The 13205-nt window shown below is 42.4% G+C and carries 13 protein-coding genes; 4 read left to right on the forward strand and 9 right to left on the reverse strand.

Going from position 1 to position 13205, the window contains the following annotated elements:
* Positions 1–202: 202 nt before the first annotated feature.
* Positions 203–2230, reverse strand: coding sequence for a methionine--tRNA ligase (gene metG / locus L1068_RS00540; RefSeq protein ID WP_237128600.1), 2028 nt, complete (start codon positions 2228–2230; stop codon positions 203–205).
* A 173-nt stretch (positions 2231–2403) separates the two neighbouring features.
* Between metG and apbC the strand changes: the two genes are divergently transcribed.
* Together apbC and dcd are read left to right on the forward strand one after the other, a co-directional pair.
* Positions 2404–3516, forward strand: a complete 1113-nt coding sequence (apbC, locus tag L1068_RS00545; protein WP_237128601.1) for an iron-sulfur cluster carrier protein ApbC — start codon at positions 2404–2406, stop codon at positions 3514–3516.
* Positions 3517–3518: 2 nt separating this feature from the next.
* Complete coding sequence (dcd, locus tag L1068_RS00550) at positions 3519–4109, forward strand: dCTP deaminase (RefSeq protein WP_010560300.1); 591 nt, start codon at positions 3519–3521, stop codon at positions 4107–4109.
* Here the strand turns inward: dcd and L1068_RS00555 are convergent.
* Positions 4106–4699: a tRNA-uridine aminocarboxypropyltransferase gene (locus tag L1068_RS00555; protein WP_237128602.1), complete on the reverse strand. Its 594-nt coding sequence runs from the start codon at positions 4697–4699 to the stop codon at positions 4106–4108. The genes dcd and L1068_RS00555 overlap by 4 nt on opposite strands.
* Before the next feature lie 196 nt (positions 4700–4895).
* Between L1068_RS00555 and L1068_RS00560 the strand changes: the two genes are divergently transcribed.
* Both L1068_RS00560 and L1068_RS00565 read left to right on the forward strand, forming a co-directional pair.
* The gene (locus L1068_RS00560; protein WP_237128603.1) at positions 4896–5237 is read left to right on the forward strand and encodes an Hpt domain-containing protein; all 342 of its coding nucleotides are present in this window, start codon (positions 4896–4898) and stop codon (positions 5235–5237) included.
* A 194-nt stretch (positions 5238–5431) separates the two neighbouring features.
* Complete coding sequence (locus L1068_RS00565) at positions 5432–6649, forward strand: pyridoxal phosphate-dependent aminotransferase (RefSeq protein ID WP_237128604.1); 1218 nt, start codon at positions 5432–5434, stop codon at positions 6647–6649.
* Here the strand turns inward: L1068_RS00565 and L1068_RS00570 are convergent.
* The 7 genes from L1068_RS00570 to L1068_RS00600 all read right to left on the reverse strand — a co-directional run bounded on the left by L1068_RS00570 (position 6630) and on the right by L1068_RS00600 (position 13089).
* Positions 6630–7313 (reverse strand): M15 family metallopeptidase, encoded by a 684-nt coding sequence (locus L1068_RS00570; protein ID WP_237128605.1) that lies wholly within the window; start codon positions 7311–7313, stop codon positions 6630–6632. The genes L1068_RS00565 and L1068_RS00570 overlap by 20 nt on opposite strands.
* Positions 7301–8434: a succinyl-diaminopimelate desuccinylase gene (gene dapE, locus L1068_RS00575; RefSeq protein WP_237128606.1), complete on the reverse strand. Its 1134-nt coding sequence runs from the start codon at positions 8432–8434 to the stop codon at positions 7301–7303. The genes L1068_RS00570 and dapE overlap by 13 nt, the downstream gene beginning before the upstream one ends.
* Positions 8431–8775: an ArsC family reductase gene (locus L1068_RS00580; protein WP_237128607.1), complete on the reverse strand. Its 345-nt coding sequence runs from the start codon at positions 8773–8775 to the stop codon at positions 8431–8433. Before L1068_RS00580 ends, dapE begins: the two co-directional genes overlap by 4 nt.
* Positions 8768–9280: a PTS glucose transporter subunit IIA gene (locus L1068_RS00585; RefSeq protein WP_237128608.1), complete on the reverse strand. Its 513-nt coding sequence runs from the start codon at positions 9278–9280 to the stop codon at positions 8768–8770. The genes L1068_RS00580 and L1068_RS00585 overlap by 8 nt, the downstream gene beginning before the upstream one ends.
* Complete coding sequence (locus tag L1068_RS00590; RefSeq protein WP_010560292.1) at positions 9280–9666, reverse strand: ACT domain-containing protein; 387 nt, start codon at positions 9664–9666, stop codon at positions 9280–9282. Before L1068_RS00590 ends, L1068_RS00585 begins: the two co-directional genes overlap by 1 nt.
* A gap of 79 nt (positions 9667–9745) precedes the next feature.
* Positions 9746–11893, reverse strand: a complete 2148-nt coding sequence (gene pta, locus L1068_RS00595; protein ID WP_237128609.1) for a phosphate acetyltransferase — start codon at positions 11891–11893, stop codon at positions 9746–9748.
* Complete coding sequence (locus L1068_RS00600) at positions 11893–13089, reverse strand: acetate kinase (RefSeq protein ID WP_237128610.1); 1197 nt, start codon at positions 13087–13089, stop codon at positions 11893–11895. The genes pta and L1068_RS00600 overlap by 1 nt, the downstream gene beginning before the upstream one ends.
* Between the last annotated feature and the right edge of the window lie 116 nt (positions 13090–13205).

The raw sequence follows: 13205 nt of genomic DNA on the forward strand, positions 1-13205 counted from the left end.
TTTAGGTATGTAGTGACCGTTTTAGGTGTTTTACCTATTAAATTGTTGAGATACAAAAAAACCGCCAGTTGGCGGTTTTTTTAAGTGTGTATAATATAACAATTTGCTTGAATAGCTGTTCATGCTAGCGGGTAAATATTTTGCTAACAGCGTTTGAATTTACCCAGCGCTATTTCTGAACTCATACTCAACAGAATTGGTATTACATTACACGCATACCCGGCTGTGAACCTTCATCTGGGTTTAAGATGTAAATCTCTTTACCGCCAGGACCTGCAGCAAGCACCATACCTTCAGACATACCAAAGCGCATCTTACGTGGTTTAAGGTTTGCAACCATAACTGTAAGTTTACCCTCAATATCTTCTGGTTGATAAGCTGACTTAATGCCTGCAAATACTTGGCGTGTTTCACCACCTAAATCAAGTGTAAGCTTTAATAACTTATCGGCACTTTCTACGTGCTCTGCTTTTGCAATTTTAGCAACGCGTAGGTCAACCTTTGCAAAGTCGTTAAACTCAATTTCGTCAGCAATTGGCTCTTTTGCCAGTGGGCTATTTGGGTCAATTGCCGGTTTTGCTGGTGCAAGGCTTTCTTTTGATTCTTCAAGCATAGCGTTAACTTTATCCATTTCTACACGCTGCATAAGCGCTTTAAACTTACTAATTTCGTGACCAGTTAGTGCTGTATTAATGCTTTGCCATGTCAGTTCAGTATTTAAGAATGTTTCTACTTGCTCGGCCATTGCTGGAAGCACAGGCTTTAAATAAGTCATTAATAACTTGAATAAGTTAATACCCATTGAACACACAAGGTGCGCTTCATTTTGGGTCTCTTCGTTCTTAATTAACACCCACGGTGCTTTAGCATCAATATATTGGTTTGCTTTATCCGCTAACGCCATAATTTCACGAATGGCACGGCTGTACTCACGGTTTTCAAATGAAGCTGCAATGCTTTCTTGTGCGTTTACAAACTCAGCAAGTAATTCAGGCTCTGCAATATCAGTGCTTAACTTGCCATCAAATTTCTTGGTGATAAAGCCAGCGCAACGGCTCGCAATATTCACTACTTTACCGACCAAGTCAGAGTTAACGCGCTGAGCAAAATCTTCAAGGTTTAAATCTAAATCAGTAATACCCGAGTTTAGCTTCGCCGCGAAGTAGTAACGTAAGTACTCAGGGTTGTTGATGTGATCTAGGTATGTGCGTGCTTTAATAAAGGTGCCTTTTGATTTAGACATTTTAGCGCCATTTACCGTCACAAAACCGTGAGCAAATACATTATTTGGCTTTCTAAAACCTGCACCTTCTAACATTGCTGGCCAAAACAGGCTGTGGAAATAGACAATGTCTTTACCAATAAAGTGATATAGTTCGGCATCTGAATCGGTTGACCAAAATGCGTCGAAATCTAGGCCAGATTTATCACATAAGTTTTTAAAGCTCGCCATGTAACCAATTGGCGCATCTAACCATACATAGAAGTATTTACCTGGTGCACCAGGAATTTCGAAACCAAAATACGGTGCATCACGGCTGATATCCCACTGCTGTAGGCCATCTTCAAACCACTCATTTAGTTTGTTTGCCATTTCGCCTTGAATTGCGCCTGAGGTTAACCACGATTTCAACATGTCTTCAAATGCTGGTAAATCGAAGAAGTAATGCTCAGAATCCTTTAATACTGGTGTTGAACCAGACATCACAGACTTTGGTGCTTCTAATTCAGTTGGGCTGTAAGTTGCGCCACATGCGTCACAGCTGTCGCCATTTTGCTCTTCTGCTTTACAGCGAGGGCAGGTACCTGTTACGAAGCGATCTGGTAAGAAAATGCCTTTTTCTTCGTCAAATAGCTGAGAAATAGTACGCTTTTTAATATAGCCGCCATCATTGAGACGGTTATAAATTAACTCAGAAAACTGCTTGTTTTCCTCTGAGTGAGTGCTGTGGTAATTATCAAATTTAATATGAAAGTCAGCAAAGTCGCGCTGGCGCTCAACACTTACATTCGCCACCATTTCTTCTGGTGTAATACCTTGTTTTTGCGCGTTTAGCATGATCGGCGTACCGTGCGCATCATCGGCACATACATAATACGTTTCGTGGCCACGTAATTTCTGGAAGCGCGACCAGATATCCGTTTGAATATACTCAAGTAAATGGCCTAGGTGAGTCGGGCCATTTGCATAAGGCAATGCACTTGTAATTAAGATTTTTCTTTGCGACATATCGTTTACCGTAAACTAGTGTGGTGACAACACCATTAAAATACCCAACGGGTAACACCTAACTTGTGAAAGCGAATATTAAACAGTACAACAAGCTAAGTTTAAAACTGGAGTTAAGGTCAGGAATATTACATAATTCCAGCGCGTATTTCATTAGCCAAATGAAGATTTACATGTTTAATATTAAAAATCTTTTCCGAGGGTCCAAAGCAGCCGAAAAAGCGCTGAAAAAACCACAAAATTCCGACCTGTTTGAGCAAATAAACAGTTTGCTCGGCGATTATCGCTCGGACGTCTTTCCTGTGGGGTTACAACAAGCCTGTAGTTTAGTCTCGGTGGATGATGTTGACGGTGTTAAAGTTGCACTAACGCTTCATTTTGCTGCCACTACAGAGCAGCTTGCAATCGCCGCGTTTCTTTCAGAACAACTTCAAAAACCGGTGCACGTGAGTGTGCAGGTGCAATTGCTCGAGCCTTTTCGCCATAGCACGATTAAACATATTATCTTAGTTGCCAGTGGCAAAGGTGGTGTTGGTAAATCAACCAGTGCGGTTAATTTGGCCCATGCGTTAAAGCAAAATGGTGCAGCCGTCGGGGTGTTAGATGCCGATATTTATGGCCCATCTATCCCGTTATTGCTTGGCCTTGCAGACCAAAAACCGCAAGCGAAAGACGATAAGACTTTACTACCTATGAGTAAAAATGGGCTTGCAGCACAATCAATAGGCTTTTTACTAGGTAAAGAGGATGCCACGGTGTGGCGGGGTCCCATGGCATCGACCGCGCTGATGCAGTTACTAAACGAAACCGCGTGGCCTGAACTTGATTATTTAATTGTGGATATGCCACCGGGTACGGGGGATATTCAGCTCACCATGTCGCAAAAAATTCCCGCAAGTGGCGCTGTGATTGTTACGACACCACAAGATTTAGCGCTTGCTGATGCCAACAAAGGCATCGACATGTTTAACAAAGTAAAAGTGCCGATTTTAGGCTTACTTGAAAATATGAGCTATTTTCACTGTCAACATTGTAATGGTATCAACCACGTATTTGGTGAAGACGGTGGTAAAGCACTTGCTCAGCGTATTGATGTACCATTACTTGGCCAAGTGCCGCTGGCCCATGCCATTCGCGAAAGTGGAGAAGCAGGTGAGTTTATTTCACATAATGCTGACAAGGCGCTCGTTGCCATTTATAATCGAGCGGCAAAACTTATTGCTAGTCATTTGTTTTATCAAGGAAGTGGCAGCAATCCCGTCGAAATTATTATAACGGACGATTAACTATGCGATTATGCGATACCCATATAAAAGAGTATCTAAACGCGGGTAAAATTAGCATTGATCCTGCACCAAAAGATGACATGATTTCCGGTGTGACGGTCGATTTACGATTAGGCAACAAATTTCGTGTATTTCAGGATCATAAAGCACCCTATGTTGATTTAAGTGGTCCAAAAGAGTTGGTGTCTGCGGCAATGGAATCGATTATGAGCGATGAAATTGTGCTAGAAGAGGGAGAAGCATTCTTCCTACACCCAGGTGAACTTGCCCTTGCTATCACGTATGAAAGTGTCACTTTGCCTGACGATATCGTAGGTTGGTTAGATGGCCGTTCGTCGCTTGCGCGTTTAGGTTTAATGGTTCACGTAACCGCTCACCGAATTGATCCAGGTTGGTCAGGCAATATTGTGTTGGAATTTTACAATTCTGGTAAATTGCCATTAGCCCTTCGCCCGTATATGAAAATAGGGGCGCTGAGTTTTGAAACCATGTCTGGACCGGCAGAAAACCCTTATAACCGCCGTAAAGACGCAAAATACAAAGGCCAATCAGGCGCTGTGGCTAGCCGAATTAGTGACGACAGCCAGTCTTAATCGTTTTGTTTATAGCGTGCCCGCACTTCTGCGGGCATGTGCTTAAATTGATTCTCCATCATTGCCTCTAAAGCTGTGTAAGCGGGTTCCATCGGTAGTTTTTCCGTTAAGTTAAGCGCGTAAGCAATTGCCTCTAAGCTCGATAAACTATCCATACGGTTGGCTTTACGAATATGATACCGATTTTCCGGTAGCTGGCTAAAACTCACCTGTTTAAACTGACTCAAAATATCCAGACTAAAAAACAGCTTATTCGCTTTTTTCCAGGTACCATCAAGCACGATTAAATGGGTAAGGTGTGACGCGGTAGTGTTATCTTCTAGTGGCATAGCATCTTCTGTTGGGTACAAAAGGGCACTGGAATTTTGTGGCAGTTTTTTAAGTGCGTCAAAATCTTTGGGTGTTTCACCTACTAGAACCGTAATATTTGAATAAATTAACTCGGCCAATCGCACTGTATTCTTTGCGTTTTTCTCTTCGCCTTTGTGTTGCAATACAATGATGTTGATGCGATTAGAAAGGGTTTTAACGTGTGCACATATGCAATCAGTTTTAACAAAGTGGCATGTATTACAAGTGGGGCGGGCCATAGATGTGTAGTATCGTCGCTAAAATGAATAGTTTAATAGTCCGTGTTACTGCTTTCAAGCACGCCTATTAATGGGTTAAATAAAAACTAAATATTGTGCTAAATATAGGAACTAACAGTTAATTTTTAAATCGGAATAGAAAAGAGGCACAACTTGGTTTAATGTTAAAGGAAGTCAAATACTTTAATAGCTTACTATGAGTGAAATAGACGTAAACATTAATTCAGATGCACTGTTTGCTATGCAAGATCTGTTGCAAGATCAATTTTTACCTACATTAGAATTCTGTCTGACAGAATTTGACCGCCTTTATCAAGATCTTGAAAACGATTTTGACAGTAATTTAACTGAGGCAACGCGACATGCCCATAGTTTAAAATCAAATGCGGCGCAATTTGGTGCAGACTCGCTTGCGCAAATTGCGAGACAACTCGAACACGCGCTTAACGAGTCAAATATGGCGCTAGCCAGCGAATTAAAAACGGCTTTGCCCGCGCATATTTCTGCTACTAAAGACGCAATAAATAGACTGGTTTAATTATTTTATTCCATTAGTGTGTTTATCCTTTCGCTTTTAATGCAAATGCGATAGCCTGTGGCTTGAGCACGCGTTAGCTTTCAATTGATATATGCTTTTATCGGACTTATGTAACGACATAAGTCCGTTGCGCGTTTGGTTGTTATAAAAATAGAGCGTTTAAGGTAAACGCAAAAAATTGTATTTGGGGACGTTTGGCAGTGTTTAAAAAAAGCGATAAGTTACAAGGGGTTTGTTACGACATTCGTGGGCCAGTTTTAAAAATGGCACGTGAAATGGAAGATCAAGGGGACCAGGTATTAAAGTTAAATATTGGTAACCCTGCCGCCTTTGGCTTTGACATGCCAGAAGATATGTTAAAAGACATTATTCGAAATATGAGCGCTGCACAGGGTTACTGTGACTCAAAAGGCTTATATTCGGCCCGCGTTTCTATTTATCAATACTACCAAAATAAACAGTTTTCAAATTTATCAATCGACAATATTTTCATTGGTAATGGCGTTAGTGAGCTTATTCAAATGGCGACTCAAGCTTTGCTTAATAGCCAAGATGAAGTACTGATCCCGGCGCCTGATTATCCACTTTGGACGGCATCGGTTAAGCTTGCTGGTGGTAACCCAGTGCATTATTTGTGTGATGAAGAGCAAGATTGGTTTCCAGATATCAATGACATTAAAAGTAAAATTACGTCAAATACCAAAGCAATAGTGCTGATTAACCCAAATAACCCAACGGGCGCTGTCTATGACAAGGCATTGCTTAATGACCTGTTAGGTTTAGCGAGAGAGCACAATTTACTGGTATTTAGTGACGAGATTTACGAAAAAATTATCTACGACAATACGCCATACACCTCGATCGCAAGCTTATGTGATGACGTGCCGATTATTACCTTTAATGGGTTAGCAAAAACTTATCGCGCAGCGGGCCTTCGCATGGGGTGGATGGTACTGAGTGGCAAAGTTTCATTGTTAGATGAGTATATGCAAGGATTAGAAATGCTTGCATCAATGCGTTTGTGCGCAAACGTACCAGCACAGTATGCAATTCAACAAGCGTTAGGTGGCGTGCAATCTATCGACGAACTGATATTGCCAGGCGGCAGATTGTATCAGCAGCGCAATATGACATATGAGGGTTTAAACGCCATTGATGGTGTTTCGTGTGTAAAACCAAAGGGCGCACTTTATGCGTTTGCTAAGTTTGATCGTAAGCGCTTTAATGTCGATGATGACGAAAAGCTGATTTTAGATTTACTTAAGCAAGAGCGTACTTTATTAGTGCATGGGCGTGCGTTTAATTGGCCGGATCCAGATCACTTCCGACTTGTATTTTTACCACATCCAGACCAATTAACCCCGGCGATAGAGGGAATACAGCGCTTCTTTGCTAATTACCAGCAGCGCTAATATTGCTGACGTACTGAGGATAAATTGTATCGAGTTGGTCAACTAAACTTGGCCAACCTGCCACATTTGAGTTTATCAGTAGTTTTTCAAGCAATTCTTTAGAGTGGATATTGCTGTAATATTGCGCACGGCTGATATGACTAATATGCCAAGGCTCCTTCGCAACGCCCCCATTAAACTGCTTATAGGGCAAGAAAAATCCATACGTTTCAGCGTGTTGTTCTAGCCATTTTGCAAGTTCAAAAAACGGTCCACCCGACGCATACTCTTGTTGGCTAAGCGCCAATTGATAATCATCATCTACCTTATTTGCGTCAAATACGTCCAGATCGGTGCCAAAGTGATGTCGACTTGCCCCAGGGATCGCACTAAACAACATGATTGCTTGGCATTTGTCTTGTTCGTTTAAGTGAGTTAAATCGACTGGCTGGTCGTTGATATCGAACACAGGTCTGATTTGATTAAACTTATTGTTCCAAATAAGGCTTTGCCTTGCAAAATCGCGAAAGCTAGAGGCGAGAGAGAGAGTAATATTGCATTTGCTTGCTGCAACTTGCATTTGCTTGAGGTCGCGTGTAATCGATTGCTCAACTAAGCGACCGTGATAGTCGCATAAATGCGCCTGCGTAAGACCAAGCGCAGCCTGCTCATCTAGGTTAAACATTTAACTAAAATGGTCTCATAAATATCAGCAAGGATCTCAAGATCGCGTGCGTTTACACATTCGTTAACTTTATGAATGGTTGCATTGATAGGGCCTAGTTCAACCACTTGTGCGCCCGTTTGTGCAATAAAACGCCCGTCAGATGTACCACCTGTGGTTTCAACTGATGTATCAATATGCTGTACATCTTTAATGGCCGCTACGGTGGCTTCAAGTAGCGGGCCTTCATCAGTTAAAAAAGGCAGTCCGTTGTAAACCCAGCGAATATCATATTCAAGTCCGTGATGGTCTAAAATCGCGACAGTACGCGCTGTTAGCTCATCAGCGGTTACTTCAGTGCTATAGCGAAAGTTAAACTGCACTTCAACGCTGCCCGGGATCACATTACCTGCACCAGTACCACCGTTTATATTTGAGATTTGAAAACTGGTTGCTGGGAAGTACTCGTTGCCGCTATCCCATTGCGTATTTGCCAGTTCATCCAATGCGGGGGCAGCTAAATGAATTGGGTTTTTTGCAAGATGCGGGTAGGCGACATGGCCTTGCACACCTTTCACAGTAACAAACCCAGTCAATGAACCGCGACGACCATTTTTAACTACATCGCCTAAGGTATGGCTAGATGACGGTTCGCCCACTAAGCACATATCAATTTTTTCGTTACGGGCTTCTAATACGTCAATCACCTTAGTCGTGCCATTAATAAACGGGCCTTCTTCGTCTGAGGTAATTAAAAAGGCGATACTTCCTTTATGATTTGGGTGCTTTTCAACAAAACGCTCAGTGGCAATCAGCATAGCGGCAAGCGAGCCTTTCATATCAGCGGCGCCACGACCGTGAATATAGCCGTCGAGTAAGTTACCCGAAAACGGTGGTTGATGCCATGCATCTGTTGGCCCAGTTGGTACCACGTCGGTGTGACCTGCAAAACAAAATAACGGTGCTTCAGTGCCTTTGCGCGCCCACATATTTAATGTGTCGGTAAAAAATAAAGACTCAATATTAAACCCAAGCGGCGTTAGCAGTTCGGCCATTAAATCTTGGCAGCCAGCATCATCGGGTGTCACAGAGGGCTTTTGAATAAGCGCTTGGGTAAGGCTTACTACATTGTAATCACTCATGAGAAAATACTTTGGTATTGTTCTGCTTTAAAGCCTAAATGGAATTCGCCATTTTTTTCTAAAATAGGGCGCTTAATCATGGCTGGTTGCTCTACCAATAGTGCTACCGCAGATTCGGCGTTAAGATTCTCTTTAGTTGCATCATCGAGCTGGCGGTAGGTCGTGCCACGCTTATTCAGTACTTGTTGCCAATCTAGCTGTTGGCAAAAGTTATTTACCATCTCTGAGTTTACACCGTCTTTGCGGTAGTCATGAAAAGTGTATTCAATGTTGTTTTGTTCAAGCCACTTTTTTGCTTTTTTAATTGTGTCGCAGTTTGGAATGCCAAAAAGTTTAATCATGATTAATTCGTTTTGTTAGTTTAAATAAAATATCGTTTGCAGCGGTTACACGGCTCGCTTGATAATAACATTTATCAAGCACCTTGCTTAAGCGCTCAGGTTCAAGCAGTAAAATGCTCGCGAAAACACTGTGATGTTGTTTACGAAAATCAAAGCTAGCGACAAGTTGCCCAGCAGAAACCAAATCGCCAACCTTTAGGTGCTGTTTGAAGCCTGTCATTGGTAGAGATTGTTCATCTAGATTGACGAGAACCAGCAATTTAAGGCCTTGCTTTGATTTAAAGACACACTCTAAACCACCTTGATTGACAGAGAGCAAAGTGCCTGAAAACGGCGCGAAAAGCTGATAATTGCTGATTTCTAATTCAATCCCTAATCCCAACAATTGATTGCGTACTAATGGATTTGCGGCGTCGCTTTGGCTTATCACTCGACCGGAAAATGGCGCGTGAATAGCGAAGGCTGCATGTTTAACGCTGTAAAAATCTTGTTTTAACACGCGCATTAGCTATCAACCACTTTATAGCCTGCTTTTGATAGGTGAGTTGCGGCGTCATTAATTAATGATTTCTTCACCAAAATATAATCGGTATCAAATGTGGATATCGCAAAAATGGAGATCTTTGCACTTGCCAGTACGCCCGAAATATTAGAAAGAATACCAGTCATAGAAAACCCAAGAGGGCCTAAAACCTCAAGCGCAGCCCAATCTTCTTCTTGCTCGTTTGAATCAAGTTTTACATGAGACGGGCATACAACCGAGAGCTCATCATAGGTGCGCGCAATAAAAAACACCTTGCTTTGATAAACAGCAGGTGGAATAGGTGTGTCTACGTCAAAACTGTGAATCGTAAAGGTTTCTTGCATTACGGCTAACGTTTGTTGAGACATATTACTCCCAAAAATCCTTGTGGTTTATAGCCTTACAATATCAAAAAAAATATCATCTGTAAGGCTATTTTCAACCTGATCAACGGCTTTCTTGCGTTGCCTGTATCGCAGTTAATGCAATGGTGTAAACAATGTCGTCTACCAAGGCGCCACGAGAAAGATCGTTTACTGGCTTGCGCATACCTTGCAGCATTGGACCGATAGAAATCAGATCAGCGCTTCGTTGTACCGCTTTGTATGTTGTATTACCGGTGTTGAGATCTGGGAATACAAACACCGTTGCTTTACCGGCAACTTTACTGTCTGGTGCTTTTTTCTTCGCTACGCTTTCCATAATTGCCGCGTCGTATTGCAGTGGACCATCAATTAATAGATCAGGGCGTTTTGACTGAGCAAGTTCGGTTGCTAAACGTACTTTTTCAACGTCATCACCGGTACCTGATGTACCTGTACTGTAGCTGATCATCGCAACGCGTGGTTCAATGCCAAATGCGGCTGCGCTGTCAGCCGATTGAATGGCGATATCGGCTAATTGTTCTGCTGTTGGATCAGGGTTTATTGCACAGTCGCCGTAAACCAATACTTGATCTGGTAAAAGCATGAAGAACACGGATGATACCAGTGAGCTATTTGGTGCTGTTTTAATCAACTGTAGCGGCGGACGAATTGTATTGGCTGTAGTGTGCACCGCGCCCGAAACAAGGCCATCAACTTTATTCTCTGCAAGCATCATGGTGCCTAACACGACGTTATCTTGCAGTTGCTCTTCGGCAATAACCTCTGTTAAACCTTTGTGTTTACGTAGCTCAACCATAGGCGCAATGTAGTTTTGTCTTACAATGCTCGGATCTTGGATTTCAACGTTATCGTTTAGCTGCACACCTTGTTGCTCAGCAATACGTTCAATTTCTTCACGGTCACCAAGTAAAACGGTACGGGCAATGTTACGCTCGCCGCAAATTGCCGCAGCTTTAATTGTGCGTGGTTCGTTACCTTCAGGTAAGACAATGGTTTTTTGTGCCGAGCGCGCAGTAGATGACAGCAAATGACGAAACGCTGGCGGAGACATTTTACGATTTAGCGCAACGCCTTGCGTCAGTGATTCTAACCAGTCTTTATCGATATGACGGGCATTATGGTCTTTTACTTTTTCGATACGTTGTTCATCGTCTACCGGTACTTCAAGGTTAAAGCTTTGTAGTAGAATCGAGGTGCGCCAAGTGTCATTTTCTGTACAAATAATTGGCAGGCCAGTATCAAACGCTTGTTCGCACAACTTTAAAATGCGTTCTTCAGGTTTAAAGCCACCGGTTAACAGTACCGCACCAATTTTTGTACCATTCATTGCTGACAAACAGGCTGCAACTAACACATCCGAGCGATCACCCGGGGTTACTAATAATGCACCCGGTGAAAAGTGGTTAAGAATATTTGATACGGTACGTGCACAGAATGTAACGCTTCTTAAACGACGATGCTCGATATCACCGTAATTTAAAATTTCGGCATTGAGGTGCTTGGCTAAGTCCATTACGCGCGGCGCAACTAAATCTTGGTACCAAGGTACCGAACCCAATAACTTAAACGGTTTTTTACGAAATAGTGGCAGCGATGCAATGCGATTAAGCTCAATTTGCAAGCTTTCATCATTACTTGGCTCGATAAAGTCAGTGCGAATATTACCTTCTTCATCCAGAGGTGCATTTACTTTATTGAAAATACAGCCGAGTACGCGAGGGTGTTCAACACCACCGTATAAACTTGCTGCTAGCTCAATACGGTCTTCAATTTCATCTACGTCATCATTGCTTGGCGTTAAAACAAATACAATGTGCGCACCAAGGGTTTGTGCAATTTCACGGTTTACGCGGCCAACATAAGGTTGCTTACGTGTCGGTACCATACCTTCAATAATCGCAACATCATCTTTGCCAACATGTTTTTCAAAACGACCGACAATTTCTTCAAGTAAAACTTCAGTTTTACCGTCGCCAATCATTTGCTCCGCGGTATGTAAATCGATTGATTTCGCAGGGTTAATGGTTGAACCAATTTTAACGATTTCGGTAGATAACTCAGGCCCTGTTTTTTTACCGCGAGGCTGAGAAATAGGTTTAAAAAAGTTAACTTTTACCGATTTTTTTTCAAGGGCACGTACTAAGCCCACAGAAACCGAGGTAAGGCCAACGCCCGTTGATACAGGAATAAGCATAATGCGGTGTGACATTAGCGTGCCTCCACAAGCTTATGTGCGTCCATCGCGATAACCCATTCTTCATTGGTTGGCACAACAAGCACTTTTGCACCTAATGGATTTGACGCGATTACGCCGCTGTTACCGAAGCGTGCTGCAAGGTTGGCATCGTTATCAAGTTCAAAGGCAAAATAAGCCAGTAATTGGATGACTTTTTCACGAATAAGCGATGAGTTTTCGCCAATGCCACCGGTAAAAGCAATGGCATCAAGTTGGCCTAATGGTACAACGTATGACGCGATGTACTTAGCAAGGCGGTAACAAAATACATCAAGAGCAAGCTTAGCTTGTACATGATTTTGCTCGGCTGCTTCTTCAATTTCTCGGCAATCGCTCGAAAGTTCGCTTAAGCCAAGTAAGCCACTTTGTTTATTAAGTAATGCGTCGATTTGGCTGTTAGAATAGTCAAGTGTGGTTGATAAATAGTTGTAAAGACCTGCGTCTAAATCGCCTGAACGCGTTCCCATTACAAGGCCTTCAAGCGGTGTTAAACCCATACTGGTATCAACGCTTTTGCCATTTTTAACTGCTGTAACAGAGCAACCATTGCCTAAGTGCGCAGTAATAATCGCGCTTTGTCCAATTGGCTTATTAATTAATTTAGCGGCTTCATTAGCAACAAAGAAGTGGCTCGTGCCGTGGAAACCGTAACGGCGCACCCCGTGTTCTTTGTATAGCGAAAGCGGTAGCGCATATAAGTACGCTTGCTTTTCCATGGTTTGGTGGAATGCCGTATCGAACACTGCAACTTGTGGTAAGTTTGCAAATGCCGCTTGTGCCGCGCGAATACCCATTAAATTAGCTGGATTGTGAAGTGGTGCGAGGGCAACATTACTTTCGATGCTATTTAATACAGCGCTATCAATGATAACTGAGCCGGTAAATGCTTCGCCGCCATGAACGACGCGATGGCCTACCGCAATTAAGCTGCTACTTAAGTTTTGCTGTTTAATTAGATTAACGATTTCTGCAATGGCAGTGTCGTGCTGTGCCCCTTTTGGTAATTCGATTTTATGTTTTTCACCGTTAAGTTTGTAACTTAGCGATGCATTATCAAGTGATAAACACTCGGCTAAGCCGGTTAGGCTTGCTGCGCCGGTTGTGGCATCGATAATGGCAAATTTTAAACTTGAACTTCCACAATTTAATACGAGCACATTGTGCGACATAGTTAATGGTTTCCTTAAATAGATTTTTCGGCAGTCATTTCAGACTATGGTATACTTGACTTTATTAGTTGCAATTTTACCCTAAAATTTACTTTTTCGTTAGGTAATTCTAGAAA

Source organism: Pseudoalteromonas sp. MMG024 (genome assembly GCF_021654175.1).
GTDB lineage: Bacteria > Pseudomonadota > Gammaproteobacteria > Enterobacterales > Alteromonadaceae > Pseudoalteromonas.